General features: G+C 59.7%; 13 protein-coding genes. 6 read left to right on the top strand and 7 right to left on the bottom strand.

All coding sequences use genetic code 11. From position 1 onward, the window contains the following. The first annotated feature begins 2 nt into the window (after window positions 1-2). The 5 genes from ACLBXN_RS18075 (at window position 3) to ACLBXN_RS18055 (ending at window position 4,348) form a co-directional block, all read left to right on the top strand. Entirely contained in the window at window positions 3-482 is a 480-nt protein-coding gene (locus ACLBXN_RS18075) for a pseudoazurin (protein WP_447613037.1), read from the top strand. After that, the gene (locus ACLBXN_RS18070; protein WP_447613036.1) at window positions 472-1,860 is read left to right on the top strand and encodes an OprD family outer membrane porin; all 1,389 of its coding nucleotides are present in this window, start codon (window positions 472-474) and stop codon (window positions 1,858-1,860) included. Before ACLBXN_RS18075 ends, ACLBXN_RS18070 begins: the two co-directional genes overlap by 11 nt. Window positions 1,861-2,828: 968 nt before the next feature. Continuing rightward, on the top strand, window positions 2,829-3,047 hold the full coding sequence (locus tag ACLBXN_RS18065) for a hypothetical protein (protein WP_447613035.1): 219 nt from the start codon (window positions 2,829-2,831) through the stop codon (window positions 3,045-3,047). Window positions 3,048-3,070: 23 nt separating this feature from the next. Further along, complete coding sequence (infA, locus tag ACLBXN_RS18060) at window positions 3,071-3,334, top strand: translation initiation factor IF-1 (RefSeq protein WP_003061434.1); 264 nt, start codon at window positions 3,071-3,073, stop codon at window positions 3,332-3,334. A gap of 696 nt (window positions 3,335-4,030) precedes the next feature. Then, entirely contained in the window at window positions 4,031-4,348 is a 318-nt protein-coding gene (locus ACLBXN_RS18055; protein ID WP_043008290.1) for a hypothetical protein, read from the top strand. Window positions 4,349-4,352: 4 nt separating this feature from the next. Here ACLBXN_RS18055 and ACLBXN_RS18050 read toward each other — a convergent pair whose 3' ends face one another. After that, window positions 4,353-5,285 carry a LysR family transcriptional regulator gene (locus tag ACLBXN_RS18050; protein WP_407713560.1) on the bottom strand — a complete coding sequence of 311 codons (933 nt, stop codon included), beginning with the start codon at window positions 5,283-5,285 and terminating at the stop codon, window positions 4,353-4,355. A gap of 119 nt (window positions 5,286-5,404) precedes the next feature. Here ACLBXN_RS18050 and ACLBXN_RS18045 point away from each other — a divergent pair, with 119 nt between their 5' ends. Further along, window positions 5,405-6,394 carry a bile acid:sodium symporter family protein gene (locus ACLBXN_RS18045; protein WP_407713561.1) on the top strand — a complete coding sequence of 330 codons (990 nt, stop codon included), beginning with the start codon at window positions 5,405-5,407 and terminating at the stop codon, window positions 6,392-6,394. A gap of 60 nt (window positions 6,395-6,454) precedes the next feature. Here ACLBXN_RS18045 and ACLBXN_RS18040 read toward each other — a convergent pair whose 3' ends face one another. The 6 genes from ACLBXN_RS18040 to ACLBXN_RS18015 all read right to left on the bottom strand — a co-directional run bounded on the left by ACLBXN_RS18040 (window position 6,455) and on the right by ACLBXN_RS18015 (window position 17,708). Then, entirely contained in the window at window positions 6,455-8,440 is a 1,986-nt protein-coding gene (locus ACLBXN_RS18040) for a LapD/MoxY N-terminal periplasmic domain-containing protein (RefSeq protein ID WP_447613034.1), read from the bottom strand. Between the two features lie 65 nt (window positions 8,441-8,505). Beyond that, the gene (locus ACLBXN_RS18035; RefSeq protein ID WP_447613033.1) at window positions 8,506-9,234 is read right to left on the bottom strand and encodes a transglutaminase-like cysteine peptidase; all 729 of its coding nucleotides are present in this window, start codon (window positions 9,232-9,234) and stop codon (window positions 8,506-8,508) included. Window positions 9,235-9,465: 231 nt separating this feature from the next. After that, window positions 9,466-13,089 (bottom strand): retention module-containing protein, encoded by a 3,624-nt coding sequence (locus tag ACLBXN_RS18030; protein WP_447613032.1) that lies wholly within the window; start codon window positions 13,087-13,089, stop codon window positions 9,466-9,468. 264 nt (window positions 13,090-13,353) lie between these two features. Then, a complete protein-coding gene (locus ACLBXN_RS18025) occupies window positions 13,354-13,992 on the bottom strand; it encodes a response regulator transcription factor (RefSeq protein WP_407713564.1) in 639 nt (212 codons plus the stop codon). Between the two features lie 33 nt (window positions 13,993-14,025). Next, window positions 14,026-15,438, bottom strand: a complete 1,413-nt coding sequence (locus ACLBXN_RS18020) for an HlyD family type I secretion periplasmic adaptor subunit (protein ID WP_211458788.1) — start codon at window positions 15,436-15,438, stop codon at window positions 14,026-14,028. Further along, window positions 15,435-17,708: a type I secretion system permease/ATPase gene (locus ACLBXN_RS18015; RefSeq protein ID WP_447613031.1), complete on the bottom strand. Its 2,274-nt coding sequence runs from the start codon at window positions 17,706-17,708 to the stop codon at window positions 15,435-15,437. Before ACLBXN_RS18015 ends, ACLBXN_RS18020 begins: the two co-directional genes overlap by 4 nt. Window positions 17,709-17,713 lie beyond the last annotated feature (5 nt).

Here is a 17,713-nt window from a genome sequence, read left to right as displayed (position 1 = left end):
TCATGCCTGCTCCCAGCTCCATCCGTATTGCCGCCTTGCTTGCCTGCGGTTTGTCAGGGCACTTCGCCGCAGCAGAAACTGTCGAAATCAAGATGCTCAACCGAGGTCCTCACGGAGCCATGGTGTACGAGCCCGAATTCGTCAGGATCGCAGCAGGCGACAGCGTCAAGTTCCTCGCGACCAGCAGCGGGCACGATGCGGTATCCATCCCGGGGATGGCGCCGGCAGGCGCGACGCCCTTCAGAGGCAAGACCAATCAGGAAATCACGGTCACCATGACCGAGCCAGGTCTTTACGGCGTCAAGTGCCAGCCCCACTATGCAATGGGCATGGTGATGCTGATCCAGGTCGGCGACAGCCCCTTGTCCCAGCTATCCGTACCGGATGATGTGCCTGAACAGGCAAGGCAGCGCTTCCAGGACATCGCTGCACGCGCCCAGACCGCAGCTCGAACATCCAGAGAGCCACGCCATGGCCAATGAAATCCGGCGCATCGAGCCTGCAGCCGCCACTGAAAAGATCCATCCGATGAGAGCCCGTGTTTTTCGTCTTTCTGCACTGAGCGCCGTCATGCTATGCGCCAGTGGTGGCGCTGTTGCCGGAGCACAAGATGACGCCAAAGGCTTTGTCGAGGGCGCTGCACTCCATATGCAAAACCGCATGCTGCTGGAACAGCTTAACTACCAGAAAGCAAGCAGCTTTCGTGCGGCCAGCGGACAAAGAGGTCAGACACTGGCCCGAGAATCGGCTTACGGCCTGATGCTCAATTACGAATCGGGCTACACGCAGGGCGTTCTGGGTCTGGGGCTCGATGCACATGCCTATGGCGCCGTCAATCTGGGGACGCAGGCCGAGCATGCACGGGCAACGCCTCGCTACGTGGCCAAGGATGGGCAAGAAATTGCAGATAGCTTTGGTCGTGCCGGCGCTGCACTGAAAGCTCGAATCTCTTCCACGGAACTGAAAGTGGGCGAGATGCGGACCAAGACACCGATCTTCAGTTCGTCCGATACCCGATTGCTGCCTGAAAGCAATCGGGGCTGGCAAGTCATCAGCAGAGACATTCCCACACTCACGCTGCAGGCCGGGCGATTTACCGGCTGGGCCGACCGCAATGCGCGCAAGAACGGTGCCGACTTGCTGGGCAACTATTCGGGCGTAACCAGCGGCTCCTTCAGCTTTGTAGGCGCAGCATGGAACACTCCCGTTCCAAACCTGACGCTGAGCAGCTACTACGGACAATACGCGGATAACTGGAACACCGCGTACCTCGGAAGTTTCTACAAGCTTCCTCTGTCAGACAAGCGTGCGCTGTCGTTCAATCTGAACCTCTATCGCAGCACCGATACCGGAAGGGCCAGGTCTGGCGAGATTGACACCACCACCTGGAGCCTGATGAGCAGCTACGTCGCAGGCGCTCACAGATTCGGCCTCGGCTACCAGAAGGTCACCGGCAACAATCCGTTCGACTATGTGAACCGCGGCTCCATCTGGTTGGAGAACGCCATGCAGCTGTCCGACTTCAACGGCCCGCGCGAAGCGTCCTGGCAACTCAAATACGATGTGGACCTGAGTTCCATCGCCACCCCGGGGTTGAGCGCGGGCGTTGCCTACACCAAAGGCTCCGGAATCGACAACAGCCGTCTCAATGCCGTGTATGCCAGCTACCTTGGCTATTCGGGAACCCAGGGCAAGCACTGGGAACGCGACCTTCTGCTCAGATACACGGTGCAGCATGGGGTGGCGAAGCATCTGAATTTGCAGCTGCGCTACGGCGTGCATCGCACCAACAAGGCCCAGGGCGAGGCCAATATGAATCAGCTTCGGCTGCAGGCGGAATTGCCGTTCAAGATCCTGTAGACCGGGACAAGCCCGGCAATCCAGCAATTCGTTGTGACTGCGTTTTCGGGCAAGCAAAAAGCCCCGGCACTGAGGCCGAGGCTTTGGAATTGGCGCCAGGGGTCAAGCCATCTTTCAGTGCTACAACCAGAACCCAGCGCTACGCATCTTGCCTTTGAAATGTGACAGCCAGATGGCAAAGATCTCAACCCATTAGCGGCAGCCTGCACAAGCCGCCCTCTTGCAAAGGCACCCGCAATATTGATCACGCCGGCCTGACTCTGGCTGTCTGGCACTCTGCCGCGTTCCGTCTGTCGCCCTCTCTTGCCGGCCTGCATGCCTTGGTCTCGGCGTTCATGGCAGGCTCTTTGGCCTTCACTTCATCAGCCCTTAGTCCTCAATTTCAAAGGGTTATTTGAGAACGATTCTCAATTGCGTTTATGATTCATCCCATGGTGCAGCGAATCGCTGTACCGCCTCTTCATCGTGGGGCGCTGACAGGCACGGGCCTGCAGCGTTTTAGCTAGCCAGCGGCCCTCTCCTATTAGCCAAGCCTTTTTTCCACGATCAAGCCTCTCAGCTCTGCAGCAAGCGCTGCTGCGGTCTTGCAGTCCACTCCCACCTGGGTGCCAAGAGCGCTTTAACCTCCATAGATCACCCTGTGCAGCCTTTCAGCCGCGCGATGCGCAAGGGCCGGCCGCCCGAGGACCATCTCTGCCAGCGCCGCGACTCATTACGATTTGCGCATAAAAGAGCAATGCTTTATAATCTCTGGATTGCTGCGCGGCACTTGCCCTGCGCAGCATCTCTCAGGCAGATCTCACGTTGCCCACGCTCGGCTCCATACAGCCAGAGCATTCCCTGGCAAGAAGCATGAGCCACCCGCAAGCGGGCTGGCTTATTTGATCCCGACTCATCAGAGCCGGATTCCTTCATTTTTCATTGGACGGCATGCCCTGCTCAGGGTTCGTGCCGCCCGTTGACTCGATATGCACACAGAACAAATCACAGAGCGTGTCGGCAACTACATTGTGACTGCCCTCACCCAAATTACTCACTCCGGCAAGGTTGCTGCAGCGGTTTCCATCCGACGCGGAACCTATGACCGGATTTTCAGATTTATCCGCCAGTTCGACACCCCGGACATGGCCAGCAAATATGCACTCGCCGAAGGGCGCAGCATGGTGCTGGACAACCAGTTGAACTGACCTTTTTGTTGAAAGGAAATGTTTTGGCCAAAGAAGAATTGATTGAAATGCAAGGCAGAGTGGACGAAGTTTTGCCGGACGCCCGTTTTCGTGTAACGCTGGACAACGGCCACCAGCTGATTGCCTACTCCGGCGGCAAGATGCGCAAGCACCGCATTCGCGTGCTGGCAGGCGACAAGGTAACGCTGGAGATGTCTCCCTACGATCTGAACAAGGGTCGCCTGACCTTCCGTCACATCGAGCGCTCCAACAACAGCAATCCCGCGCCGCAGCAGCGCCGCCACTAAGCATCAGCAGTGGATCTGGTGGAGGCCCCTACCACCAGCTTCGGCGCTGCGCAAGCGCCCGCTCAGCAGCAGCATCGCGCCAACATCAGGGCTCTGGCACCGGAATTCGCTTGAGGCAGGCTCGCGCCACCGGACGGCAGATGCTGCATCACACCCGGAGTCGGCAGTCAGCCTTGACCGACACCCTCAGGCATGCGGAAGCCGGAGCAGCAAGGCTGCAACCGGCCTCACCCCCACTCCCCCTCCAAGAACTCTGCGCCCCATGGCATGGCTGCTACCGCCCTGCTGATGGTGCCGCACTGTCTGGCAATCAGGGCCATCATCGAACCAGCCTGCAGGCATTCCGGCGCCGCGGCCCGGGAGGAATGTCTGGACCCGGATGCAATGGCATTCACGGGTTCGTATCTACCGCGGTCCACGTCAAAACAGCCTTTGATGAAAAGCTACTTAATACATAGCTTCTTCCGCCTTCCAGTTCTCCATTTCAGATAGAAAACAGTCTGAAGTTCCCGTATTTCGTGCATAAGGTGCTCATATTTTTTACAAGCATGGAATGGCAACCCACGCTCAAGGCACAGCCACAGCGCGAATTGCGCTCATGAATTGATACAGTCTCGTCGGTGCATTGCGCTTATGCTCGCAGCGTTTTGAACACCGATGCAGCCATGGCTCCAGCCCTGGACTGCCCTACCCAGAATGAAGAAAACCCTTGCTCTTGTCTCCATCTGCCTGCCCATGGCGCTGATTGCCACGCCTCTGACCAGCCTGGCACATGACCGCCATCATCACCATCACCACAAGCGCGAGCACAAGGAAGAGTACTGGGATGGCCAGTGCAAAGTGGAGCGCAAGTGGAAGAGCAATGGCGAGTACAAGGAAAAGCGCAAGTGCAGGAGCCGTCCTGCGGCCTACCATGCGCCCCAGCCCGTGTACATCGCCCCGCCCCAGCCGGTCTATGTCGCTCCGCAACCGCAGGGGCTGGTGATTGATTCGCGCATCGTGCTCAGACCCTGAGCGGCTATTCGTCCAGCAGGCTGACGGCCTCTGCCGCAATCAGATCCCAGACCAGATGCGCGACGGGCGATAGTTCACGCTGCTGGCGCTTGACCAGCATGATGCTGCGCTGCACCCGGGGCACCAGGGGACGGCTGACCAGGACCGCACTGCCAGCCGCTGCGGCAGTGGCGGCCTGAGCAGCCCAGGCCGAAGGAATGGCGAGACGCGGCACCACGCTCAGACCCAGACCCTGCTGCACCATGCTGTAGATGGTGGTCGTATGCCCCACCTCCTGGACCACCGATGCAGCCGCGCCATGGGCCTGCAGCGCGGCATCGATCAGGCGGCGACTGCCCGATGCATGGTCCAGCAGCACCAGGGACTCGCCCGCCAACTGTGCCCAGTGCACCTCTTTCTTGCGTGCCAGGCCATGCGAGGAAAGACAGACCAGACAAAAGGGCTCGGCCAGAATGGTCTGCGCATGCAGATCCTGTTTCTCGGAAGGGTCGATCACCACGCCAAAATCCACCTCGCCGCTGCGCACGCTGAGCAGCACATCGCTCTGAATGCGATCGAGCAACTGGATGTTGACGCCCGGCGACTGCTGCCTGCCACGTGCAATGCATTGCGGCATCAGGTGGGCGGAAAGCGTGGGACTGCTGGCCACCTTGACCCGGCCCTTGCGCTGTGTCGCCAGGCCCTGCACCTCCAGCAGACAGGCATCCAGATCCTCCAGCACGCGCGAGAGATTGCCCAGCAACAGACGCCCGGCTTCGGTCAGCTCCACCTCACGCGTGGTGCGATGCAGCAGCAGCAAACCCATGGCTTGCTCCAGATCCGTCACATTACGGCTGACGGCAGGCTGCGTCAGGGCCAGGGCGTCGGCGGCGCGGCTGAAACTGCTGCTTTGGGCCACTGCCACAAAGGCACGCAGTTGACGCAGACTGATATTCATATCAAAAAATTATAGGTCTATCGAATAAATCCATTTCTCTTTTAAATGGATTGCGTGTCCAATACGCAGCCATCGCGCACCGACCCGGTGCCTTGCATGGATGGCTTCAGCTCAAGAATATGTCTCGCCCCCGCTTTCTCCCCGATAACTTCACGCTGGCACTGCTTGCCACCGTCATCCTCGCCAGCTTTCTGCCCGCCTCGGGCCAGGTGGCTGAATATGTGGAACTTGTCACCACCGGCATCGTCAGCCTGCTGTTCTTTCTGCATGGCGCCAAACTCTCGCGCCAGGCCATCCTGGCAGGCATAGGCCACTGGCGCCTGCATATCTGGATCTTCATCGCCACCTTTGTGCTGTTCCCCGTTCTGGGGCTGGCACTGCGTCCGGTGCTTTCGCCCCTGGTCACCACCGAGATGTATATCGGCGTGCTGTTTCTCTGCACCCTGCCCGCCACCGTGCAATCTGCGATTGCCTTCACCTCCATGGCGCGCGGCAACGTGCCTGCCGCCGTGTGCAGCGCATCGGCCTCCACCTTGCTGGGCATTCTGGTCACGCCGATTCTGGTGAGTCTGATCCTGCACAAGAATGCGGAAGGCGGCGATGCATTGCATGCCATTGGCAAGATTGCCATGACGCTGCTGCTGCCCTTTGTCATCGGCCATCTGATGCGCCCCGTGATCGGCGGCTTCCTGCAGCGTCGCGCTTCCATCATCAAGCTGGTGGACCAGGGCTCCATCCTGTTTGTGGTCTACGCCGCCTTCAGCGCCGCAGTCATCAGCGGCCTGTGGAAACAGACGCCGATTCCCTCGCTGCTGGGCTTGATCGTGCTGTGCTGCATTCTGCTGGCCGCCGTGCTCTTCATCACCACCTGGGGCGCACGTCGCCTGGGCTTCAGCAAGGAAGACGAGATCACGCTGGTCTTCTGCGGCTCCAAGAAAAGCATGGTCAGCGGCATTCCCATGGCCAATGTGCTCTTTCCTGCCGCGTCCGTGGGCGCGATCGTGCTGCCGCTGATGCTGTTCCACCAGATCCAGCTCATGGTATGCGCGGTGCTGGCGCAGCGCTATGCCAGGCGAGTCCAGATTGCCGATCAGACCACGACCCATTAGGATCCCATGACCCACAAAAAAGGGGCGCCTCATGCGCCCCTTTTTTTTGCGGTTTGGAGATCAGACGGCCAGCGTCAACGCGTTTTGCCGGTGCAGCAGTTGCGCAGTCTCCGCATTGACGGAGTCGTTGACCATCACCTGGATCCCCAGTCCTGTCGCAGTCTCGGCGATGGCTTGCAGCAGATGCAGGGCACCCGGGCTCTGGGCGGCCTGCTCCGAGAACTCGCTGCCCAGCTTCACATAGCGCAGCGGCAAGGTGTGGAGCTTGGTCAGGCCGATGGGCTGCTGATCCAGACGGCGCAATCCCACGCCGACACCGGCCAATGCCATGGCCCGGCAGAATTCGGCCACCTCATCGGGATAGGCCGTCAGTCCATGCGCATCCAGCTCCAGACAGAGCAGGGACAGGTGATGCTCCCACTTCTGTGCACTCAGCTCTTCACGCAGGCGGCCCAGGAAGTCGGGCTGGGCCAGTGATGGCAAGGAGATTCGAATGACCAGCTCGCAGTCGTTTTGCTCAAGCCACGCCGCCCCAAGGGCCACCGCTCGCAAATCGAACTCTGCCGACAGGCCCAGGCGCACGGCCACCGGCAGGAACAGCGACCCCATCAAGGTCTCGCCGGAAGCCGTGCGCAGCGAGAGCGACGCTTCGCCGCGCTCCTGCATCCCGTTTCGGCCCTTGAATTGCAGCGGCTGAACCGACAGGGAAAGCGCATCCTGCGCCTCCAGGGCCGCAATCAGCATCTGGCGCCACAAGGTTTCTCCGGCCAGATCGGACACCACCTCATCATCGCCGTAGGCCACATATTCCACTTCGGCCTGGCCCGAACTCTCGGCACGCATCAGACCGTAGTCCAGCCGTGCAAGCACGCCAGTCACCGAGCTCGATGCCGAGTAGTCCGTCAAGGCAAAGCTCCAGCGGCACCACTGACCACTGCTCAAGGTCACGCGCATGGACAGCAGCACCTGCCGGATCTGTTGCACCAGCGACATGGCCTGAGGCCCCGCCAGGGCCGGCATGAGCACCACAAAGTCCGAGCCATTGAGGCGGGCCAGTTGAGCCTTGCAGTCGGCATGACTCTTCAACACCTGATTGACCTGCTCACCCATGGCCGCCAGCCAGGCATCGGCGCTGGCTCTCGACATCTGAGCATTCAGGGCCAGCAGATCGCGCTGGCGAAACAGCATCACATGGCCATGCGCCGCCAGGCCATCGGCTCCGCTGAGCGCGCGACGCAACTCGTTGACGAAATACTTGCGGTTCGGCAGCTGGGTGACCGGATCACGATTGACCTCGATCTCCAGCGATTCGATACGTGCCATTTGCTCCAGCGCCGTTGCCTGCACCCGCTCACGGGTATCCGCAATGGCGCTGAGCACCGGCACCAGCTCGGCCACAACGGCTTTGGCGGGCTGCGCCGACTCCGCCTCATCCGGCTGGCGGCCAATCGCCTGAACCTGTGCCGAGATCTCCTGCTGCAAGACCTTGCGGAACCAGCGAAACAGCAAGACCACAAAGAAAGCCCAGGCCAACCCGGCCAGCACGACCACACCCGCCAGACGCACGCTGCTGCCCCAGAGCGCCTGGCTGGCATAGCTGTCGTCCACCACCAACGTCAGCTGCCCGACCTGCTTCCAGCCATCGCTGATCACACGTTCGGCCTTGGGCGAGCGCAGCGGCAGCATCTCGACAAACCACCGTGGAGCAGCGCTTTGCCTGGGCTTAGCTGCAGCGGCAGAACTCTCGCTTGTGCCGTTGTCGCGCCGGCGCTCGAACAAGGTCTCGCCCTTGGGCGAGGCCAGTCGAATCAGCTTGAACTGTCCACCGTCGAACAAGGCCATCATCAGCAGCTCCTGCGTGACCGGGTCCTGATTGGCCGGCTGCGACAGTGACAAGGCCAGCGACGAGGCGGCATTCTCGCTCTCGGACTGCAGCTGCCCATCCAGATACTGGCGCGCGGCACCGATGCTGAACGCCAGGGTGCCAATCAAGATGGCCACAATGGCCACCGTCACGCTGATCAAAAGTTGTTTCAACAACGACATCTTGCTGCCTTATCTGTGTCGACCATTCAATATGTCTTCGCTGCCTGCACTGCGGAACATGGCATTCATGGCAAAAAACCTTCCTGCTTCATGCGCGCCAGCAGATCGCGCCAACGCGTAATTCGATCCACTGACGTGGTCTGTGCACCCGCGACATAAACACCCTGGGCATTGAAGCTGAACACGGGAGTCAAGTCCTTGCGCTGGCTAGCCGGCATGATGTTGTCCAGCAGGCTGTCCAGCACCAGCGGCTCGGCAGCAGGTGTCTCGTAATAGCCCAGCACCATATGCGCAATGCTCTGCGTACTGCCCACGCCCCCCAGGCGCGCGCGTACATAGATCAGGCGCAGTTTCTCTACCGCCACCCCCAGGCGCTGCAGCGAGAAATACTTGCCAATCACATAGTCCTCGCAGTCTCCCGCTCCCTTGCCCAGCGTCTCCAGCGGCGTGGCCCAATAGTCGGGCTGAGACCAGAGCATGCTGTCTTCCGATTGCAGCACCGCGCGATTCCAGAAGGTATTGACGGCTGACAACTGCTGCTGCAGCGGCCTGTCTTTCTGGGCCTGCAGCATCGCCAGCCACTGCCCCAGCCTCTGCACACCGGCACCGCCGTAGCGCGACTTCATGGTGCTCTGCAGCCGTTCACTGTCGAAATCCAACGCAACGGCTTCAAAGCCCTTCTGCAGCGCCCAGCCCCCGACAATCGCAGAGCCATACAAAAGCATGCCTCTGCGCGACAGATGCTGCGTTCTTTCCACGGAATGTGGAAACAGTAGGCTGGGCAAAGTGCTCAATCGAGTTGCAGGAAGAGCAAGCGCCCAAGACAGAATCTGCTTGAAACGCCTGCGAATATTGTGATAACCGCTATGAATCTTGATAGTTCCGAAAGAACACGACCAAGACTCGACGCTCACAAATGTAACCAATCATGCAAGCTCTGAAAACGACCTGACGATCACACCCGGCAAGGCGGCAGAAGACTTGATATTTCAAGACTTCTGCCGGCCCTCACCGGGGCCCTTCTATCAGGTGTGATCGATCTTGAGCTTGCCCTGATCGATCAGCTCCTTGATCAAGGCGTTCTGATCCGCCGTGGTGGTCAACGCGTGCCCCGCGGTGAGATCGACGCCCTTGACCGTGATCAGTTGATCGTAGCTAGGATTCGCATCACCCAAGTGCCCATCGTGGGAAACCTTGAGCACAGTATCGGCCCCGCTCTTGGAGAAATTCAGGAACTTGCTCAAATCGCTGGATTTTTCTTCTCCATCCAGCAAATCATTCAGCACCAGCTTGTCATTGCCTGACTTGCCAAAGTTCTGAACCACATCCTGAGCGGGTGCTTGCGGCGTGCCGTGATCCGAGCTGGTCCAGATAAACCAATCATCGCTATCAGAACCCAGCAAGGTATCGCCATTGGGCGTTCCATAGATCTCATGGGCGGCATCCGCAGGCGCTGTACCGGAGATAACTACCGTGGTACCCGAGGCATTGGACGCATTGAGCGAAACCGTCAGATAGGCCTCGGCATGACTGCCATCCGCTGCCAGCACCTTGTAGGTAAACACATCCTGCTGCGTCTGGTAGATATCCCCCTTAGGCGATGTCAAAGGCGTATAGGTGTAACTGCCATCTTTGCTGATATGCAGCGTGCCATAGTCGCCCTCAATATCGACACCCGATGCCGTGGCAGTCTTCCAACTCATGCCATGGTCGTGCGACACGGACAATGTGGAGCTGCTATCGGCATGATCATTGGTCAGCAAATTGCCGCTTACCGCTGTCCCAGTCAAGGCAACGACATCAATGACTTTGAAGTTATCCACGGACACGGTCAGAGTACTGCCATTAGGAGTCATATCGTTGACATCGATATAGATTCGATAGACGGTGTTAGCGTCCAAGGCGTTGGTCGTAATCAGACCAGTCCCGGTAACTGGATTCAACACAGAACTAGCACCTGACTGCTGAACCGCAGACCAGCTGTTATCGCTATTGAGTTTGTACAGTGTCCAGGTAACAGAATCTTTGCCCCAAAAAGAACTATTCGTATAGTTATCAAACCCGGTCACTTGGAACTGCAGCTTCTCCCCTGCCTGATTGCCCGTGGTGTAAACAGGCGTCAGCAGTCGTGTATCAGTATTGGAACCAGAGTCATCCCGCAACTGCAAAGCGCCGCCAATCACACGGAACTCGCTGCTATTCGAATTGCTGAACGTTTCATTGGAAACCCAGCCGGTCTTGGTTGCTGCATTGCTCACCCAGTCCTGATCGCTTACAGCGGTGCTAGTTGCGTCAACCTTCGCGGGGGTGGCCCACTTCCATTCCGTCGTATTGCTCTTGCTTGTGCCGTCTTTAGAGCTGGTGGAGAAGGCATCCGCCAAGGTATATGGTCCCTTGGACGCTGTCACCGATGTTGTCGCAACATCACTGGCAGCCAAGACAGTACCGGTGGATGTGGAGGCCGAATTGGTATCAGTGCCATCCTGCACCGTACCCGTCACGGTGATGGTGCCAGAGGTCACATTGTCCGGAACGGTCACGTTCAGGCCGGTAATCGTCACGACCTTGGTTACGCTGTCGATCTGTACCGAGTAATTGCCGCTGCTCTGCAAAGGCAGCACCCAATGCGTCGCATCGATTTGCGTACCCGCAGAAAGTGTCACGCCCTTGGCGACTTCCACCACCACCTTGCTGACGGACTCTGAATAATCAATATCCGTGGGCGTCACCACAATCGTGGCTGGGTAGGTCACTGCAGTCGTGTAGGTCACCTTGTTGATCAGGTAGTCATCATTGACACGTGGGGCATCGAACACAATCTGGCTAATGACGCTGCCAGCCGGAACACTCAATTTGAACTGGGTATCCACTCTGTCGGTTCCACCCTTGACAAAGCCATATAGCCCGCCAGTCACGGCATTGCCATTGGCGTCATAACCCAAGGCAACAGCCTTGCCCGCTTCATCAAACATCTGATAGCGGGCCCACTCCCCTGAAGCGAGCCAGGCAAACTGCACCGTGATGCTTGTCACAGGTGTATTGAACTGAATGGCCAGCTTCTCAGAAATGCCGGAACCATTGCCGATTTCCGCATCATCACCAGACGCGCCACCTTTTACCCCAAAACCATCATGATCCGTACCCTTGATATTGTTACTGACCGTGCCTACCGTGCCGTTAGCGTTGTAAGCAATCACGGTATGTCCAGCCTTCGGGTCCAGCACGTTGTACACATCGATAGATGTCGTGATCGGGACTGACCCCGCCCCCAGAACCACGCTGACCAAGGGCTTGTCGGCTACGGGCGTCACATTGATGCTGACGATTTGCGTCGTCAAGTTGCCCAGGGCGTCCTTGACGGTCACCGTGAAGCTGTCCGTGCCGCTGTAGTCGGCCTTGGGTGTGTAGCTCCAGTTGCCGTTGGCGTCGATGGTGGCCGTGCCGTGCTGCGCTGCGCCGCTGACGCTGTAGGGCGTGGTGCTGTCCAGGCCGTCCAGGTCGGTTGCTGTGGGCTTGCCGCTGATGGGCGTGGCAGCGTCTTCCGTGCCGTTGCCTGTCGTCTGGCCGGTGATGGCGGTGGCGTTGGCGCCCACGGTCACCGTGACCTTGGCGGTCTCGGCCGTGCCGTCGTCGGTCTTGACGGTGTAGGTGAACTCGGCCGTGCCGGTGTAGCCGGCATTGGCCTTGAAGCTCAGCTGGCCGTCCGTGCCCAGGGTGACCTGGCCGTTGGCCACGGTCACCGCTGCACCGCCGGCCGTGATGGCCGTGCCGTTGACTTGCGTGACCACCTTGTGGGCGCCTTCGAAGGCGTCGTTGGCCAGCACGTCGATCTTGACGCTCTGTCCGCTGGTGGTGCTGCCGCTGTCGTCGAAGGCGTCTTTTTCTGCCGCAACGGTGATGTTGATGACTTGCGTCGTCGTGTTGCCCAGGGCGTCCTTGACGGTCACCGTGAAGCTGTCCGTGCCGTTGTAGTCGGCCTTGGGTGTGTAGCTCCAGTTGCCGTTGGCGTCGATGGTGGCCGTGCCGTGCTGCGCTGCGCCGCTGACGCTGTAGGGCGTGGTGCTGTCCAGGCCGTCCAGGTCGGTTGCTGTGAGCTTGCCGCTGATGGGCGTGGCAGCGTCTTCCGTGCCGTTGCCTGTCGTCTGGCCGGTGATGGCGGTGGCGTTGGCGCCCACGGTCACTCCAGAGCTCAAACGCTCCAACTCAGTTGAGTACACAGAACGTCCATACTCCAGCGCCAGCGGCGACACTGCCTCAATGATGCTGGAAAGGCGCACAAAAGTGCTGCCGCCCTCGCTGCCGCCGGACAAGGTCGCCGCCGTGGGATCCAGCTCATCGAACGGGTCCCCTCCGGCATTGATGGCCGCAATGATCTGGTCGATCTCGGTGCTCGCAGGGCTCGCTACAGCAGCTTCTTCCACTGTAGGCGGCTGAACCAGGTCAGCAGTGAGATGCACATCCTGGTTCTCGCCCACTATCAGCGGTGGCTGCCCATCAGCCTGCAGCTGCACGGTGCTGCCGGACGCCGTAACGATCTCGGCATCGGCGGGGATACGCATGCCTTCATGGAGTACCGTCAGATTGCCATCAGGACCACGCATCCAAGCCTGGCCAGTGAGTTTGGTAATGAGAACGGTTTGAGCTGCCATGAGGGTCTGCCTATCCAGTCAGATTAAAAAGTGAAGGTGCACAAAGGCACCTGTCCAATAATTCAACTGACATATTAGAAGCCAACACACCACCGCACTATTGGCGACAAAGCCAATCGGGATCGGTTTTATTCGGTGTCTGCTGCCAAACATCAAAAAAGCCTGAAGCCTGCAATATGCAGGCTTCAGGCTTTTCAGAAGCAGGCGCTCAAAGAGGCAACGCCTGAAGTGACCATTTCGGCATCGGCAGCGCCAAGGTCGGTCTCAGGCCATTTGCCTGCGCCCGATGCCGTGAACCTTCAATGTCAACATCAATCGATCCTGCACCTGCAGTTTCTCAAAGACAGCCGACAGATGGGCACGCACGGTGCGCTCGCTGATGGACATGCGCTCGGCAATCTCGGCATTGCTGTCACCCAGCGATGCATAGCGAGCAACCTCCTGTTCGCGTGCGGACAACGGTTCAGCCCAGTCCGACTCCTGCTCAGGCAGGCGGGCATCCACATCGCGCAACAAGCGCTGCAGCAGAGAACGACCGAGCCAGATGTTGCCGCCAGCCATGCTTTGCAACATCCTCGACAGCACTTCCGAGCCCGATTGCGCATGGGCATAGCCACATGCTCCGCGGGACAGCAAGTTCCGGCCCTCCTCATCGCTGGGGCGGTTGCTGAGAACCAGAACCTGAAGGCCCTTCAGCAGCTCATTCCAGCGTGAAGCAGTCGACTCCGGCAAGGCTGGCAGGGCTGCATCCAGCACCACCACGGTACGGCCTTGCTGCTTCCAGCGTTGCAAATCGGCCAGACTCTGGCCGCGCGCAGGCATCCACTGAGGGCCTGCGATCTGCTGCCATTCCCGCCACAGCGTGGCATCCTGGGTCAGCATCAATACAGGCAAGGCATTCATAGAGTTCCTTTTTAATTGTTGGTGATCCATGAACTAACGTTCGATCAAGGCATTGGACTTGGCACGCAGAATCGGCTTGAGCAGATACTGCATCAAGGTGCGCTTGCCCGTGAGGATGTGCACTTCCGCCTGCATGCCGGGAATGATGGGACGCGAGTCATCGCCAACATGGGCCTTGTCCGTGCGCACCTTCACGACATAGAAGGAATTCCCTTTCTCATCCGTCACGGTGTTGGCACCGATCTGCTCCAATTTCCCCTGCAAACCTCCGTAGATGGCAAAGTCATAGGCCGTGAACTTCACCTCCGCCTGTTGACCAAAGTGCAAGAAACCGATGTCGCGTGGATTGACCTGCACTTCCATCAACAAGGTGTCATCCAGCGGCACGATGTCCAGGATGTCCTTGCCCGGCTGCACGACACCGCCCACGGTATTGGCCATCAAGGTATTGACCGTGCCGCGCACGGGCGAGCGCACCTCGGCCAGCTTGACCCGGTCCTCCAGCGCCACCTTGCCTTGCTCCAGAGTCCCCAGCTTGGCCTGGGTGTCTGAGAGCTCGGAGCGGGACTGGTTGCGCATATTCAGCTCGGACTCCTGGATCTTGCGTTCCGCCTCCTGAATCGCCGCCTGAATACGCCCGATCTGTGCACCGGCTGCCTTGGCCTCGCCACAGAAACGAGCCACATCGCGTTGCAGGCGAAGCAAATCCACCTCGGACACTGCACCACTCTTGAGCAAAGGACGGGTCACCGAAAGCTCTTCGGACGTCAAACTGCAGCTGGACGAGGCCTGATCCCGGTTGGCCTGGGTTTCGCGCAACTCCTGCTGACGCTGACGCAGCTGGTCACGCGCAATATTGACATTGGTGTTGAGTTCCTGGGAGCGGCTCTCAAACATGCGCCGCTCCATCTCCACCAGCTGAGGCGCCAGCGCCTGCACATCCTCCGGAGCCTTGAAGGGCTCACCCGATGCCAGGGCCTGAAGGCGCGCAGCCTTGGCCTTCAATGCCAGCAGTTCGGCCTTGTTCTCCCCGAGGGACGAACTGTAGCGCGTTGGATCGATACGCAAGATGACCTGACCTTGCTCCACATGCTCGCCGGGATGCACCAGAATTTCCTTGACGATGCCGCCATCCAGGCTCTGCACCACCTGAACCTGACGCGAGGGAACCACCTTGCCCTGGCCTCGAACCACTTCGTCGATGCGGCCCAGACAGGCCCAGAGCACCAGAACCAGCACGGTGACCAAGGCCACCCATATCAGCAGGCGAGAGCCGCGCGCCTGCTGCTGCCCTGCCGCCCATTGCGCATCGGCCTTGAGATCTTCAGGCTGATGCGTTCCCACCACCTCGCTACCGTCAAGCAGCCATCGCTCCAGCCGCGACCAGCGCGCCTTGAGTGCATTGCTGAAGCGCGAGGACTTTTTCTCTGCTTTGGACTCGCTCATGCTCGCCCTCCTACTCCGCCAATCCGTCCTTGTTTCAAGGCCTCGATGACCTGCTCCTTGCCACCATCGGCAACGATTTTGCCGCCATCGATCACGATCAACCTGTCAACCAGGGTCAACAATGCCGTGCGATGCGTGACCAGCAAAATGGTCTTGTCCTGGGCAGCCTCTTCCAGCCGCCGCTTGAGTTGGGCTTCGCTTTGATTGTCCAGATTGCTACTGGGCTCATCCAGCAGCAATATGGCCGGGTCGTTGATCAGGGCACGGGCGACCGCAATGGATTGGCGCTGACCGCCAGAGAGCGACTCGCCACGCTCGCCCACCAGCATGTCATAGCCCTTGGGGTTGCGCGCCACGAACTCATCCACGCCGGCAATACGCGCCGCATGCAACATATCGGACTCGCCCGCGAACGGCGCCCCCACCAGGAGGTTGTGCTTCAGGCTGCCATAGAACAGCATAGGGTCCTGCGGCACATGTCCGATGGCCCGGCGCAGGTCCACGGGATCTATCTGACGAGCATCCACTCCGTCAATCAGCACAGAGCCCTCAGTGGGCTGATACAGACCCAGAACCAGCTTTTCCAGCGTGGTCTTGCCCGAGCCAATACGCCCGATGATGCCGACCCTCTCCCCGGGCCGGACCGAAAAGCTCACCCCAGAAAGACTGGCCTGCTCGCTGCCCGGGTAGCTGAAGCTGACATTGCGAAATTCGATGGCGCCACGCAGATCCGGGCGCGAGACGAACTCCCGGTCCGCTTCGTGCTCGACCGGCATCTTCATATAGTTGTCGATGGAATTGAGCGAGGTGCGCGCATTGTGGAACTGCATCATCAGCCCTGCGACCTGACCGAAAGGCGCCAGGCAGCGCCCCGCAATCATGGAGGCGGCAATGATGCCGCCCATGGACAGCGCCGAATCCTGCACCTGGTACACACCGACGATGACCACCGCCACGGTGACCAGTTGCTGCAGGGTCTGGACGAAGTTCACTGTGCCCGACGAAATGAACTTGATCTTGCCGCCCATATAGGCGATGTACTGGGTGGAACTCTCCCACAGACGCTGCACGCCGCCCTGGGCGTTGAGCGTCTTGACGGCCTCCAGGTTGGTCAGCGACTCCACGAGCAACGCGTTGCGCTGAGACGAGGCCTGGAAGGTCTTGAGCGTCAGGCTCTCCATGCGCGCCTGGGCCCAGAAGGAGACCAGCAAGATCGCGGCAATCGCTACCACGGGAGGAATCAGCATCCAGGGCGAAACCCAGGCAATCGCCACCAGGAACAACAGTACAAAGGGCAGATCCACCAGGGTCGTAAGGCTGGCAGACGCAATGAAGTCGCGAACCGACTCAAACGAGCGCAGATTGGCCGCAAACGAACCGACGGATGCTGGCCGGCTTTCCATGCGCAAGTCCAGGACCCGCTCCATGATCTGCGCTGACAGCTGCACATCCACACGCTTGCTCGCCGCATCCACGACGTAGGCACGCGTCGTCGTCAGCACGAAGTTGAAGATCAGCACCAAGGAAATGCCGATCGCCAGCACCCACAATGTCTCCACCGCGTTGTTGGGCACCACCCGGTCATACACATTCATGCTGAACAAGGGCATGGCCAGCGCGAAGACATTGATGAGCACGGCAGCCAGCAGAGCATCGCGATACAGGCGCCGATTCTCCAGAATCACGGCCCAGAACCAGTGACTGCTGCGTGGCTCCATGCCTTGCTGCACCGAGCGCGGCTCGAAGCGGAACTGGGGACGCACAAAGCACATCAGCCCCGCATAGTCCTGCAGCAAAACCTGGGCCTCGACCTCGACCGGACTATCCGACTCCGGGTACTGCACGAGGAAGCTACCGCTCTCCTGGGCCCTGAGCAACAGACAGGCACGGCCGCCATGGAGAATCAAAATGGCCGGCAGCAAACCCTGGGGGACATCATCAAGACCGCGCTGCACAATGCGCGTGCTGAACTGCGCGCGAGCCGCGGCCCGAGCCAGCAACGAAGGCGTCAGACGCTGGTCCACCAGCGGCAGACCATTGCTCAGTGCCTGCGCGGTGTAAGGCTTGCCATGCAGGTTGGTGAGCTGAACCAGGCAGTCCAGCAAGGGATCGGCATGGGTCTCGTGGGCAGGTATGCGCCAGTCACCAGCCGGCGCATGCCCTGAGCCGCGCGCCCCCAGAAAGGCCGGGCCGGCCTGCTGATCCGCCGTGTCCGGCGAAGCACCATGCCCTCGCTTCTGGGTCGCATCCGTACCGCTGACCGATGCCATAGTAG

It is taken from the genome of Comamonas sp. C24C (assembly GCF_053345995.1).
Note: the sequence above shows the minus strand (reverse complement) of the source record. Positions and strands in the feature narration are given on the sequence as shown.

Coding starts and splice junctions, on each gene's coding strand:
- ACLBXN_RS18075 (WP_447613037.1), top strand. CDS start 3: ATGCCTGCTCCCAGCTCCATCCGTATTGCCGCCTTGCTTGCCTGCGGT.
- ACLBXN_RS18070 (WP_447613036.1), top strand. CDS start 472: ATGGCCAATGAAATCCGGCGCATCGAGCCTGCAGCCGCCACTGAAAAG.
- ACLBXN_RS18065 (WP_447613035.1), top strand. CDS start 2,829: ATGCACACAGAACAAATCACAGAGCGTGTCGGCAACTACATTGTGACT.
- ACLBXN_RS18055 (WP_043008290.1), top strand. CDS start 4,031: ATGAAGAAAACCCTTGCTCTTGTCTCCATCTGCCTGCCCATGGCGCTG.
- ACLBXN_RS18050 (WP_407713560.1), bottom strand. CDS start 5,285: ATGAATATCAGTCTGCGTCAACTGCGTGCCTTTGTGGCAGTGGCCCAA.
- ACLBXN_RS18045 (WP_407713561.1), top strand. CDS start 5,405: ATGTCTCGCCCCCGCTTTCTCCCCGATAACTTCACGCTGGCACTGCTT.
- ACLBXN_RS18040 (WP_447613034.1), bottom strand. CDS start 8,440: ATGTCGTTGTTGAAACAACTTTTGATCAGCGTGACGGTGGCCATTGTG.
- ACLBXN_RS18030 (WP_447613032.1), bottom strand. CDS start 13,089: ATGGCAGCTCAAACCGTTCTCATTACCAAACTCACTGGCCAGGCTTGG.
- ACLBXN_RS18025 (WP_407713564.1), bottom strand. CDS start 13,992: ATGAATGCCTTGCCTGTATTGATGCTGACCCAGGATGCCACGCTGTGG.
- ACLBXN_RS18020 (WP_211458788.1), bottom strand. CDS start 15,438: ATGAGCGAGTCCAAAGCAGAGAAAAAGTCCTCGCGCTTCAGCAATGCA.
- ACLBXN_RS18015 (WP_447613031.1), bottom strand. CDS start 17,708: ATGGCATCGGTCAGCGGTACGGATGCGACCCAGAAGCGAGGGCATGGT.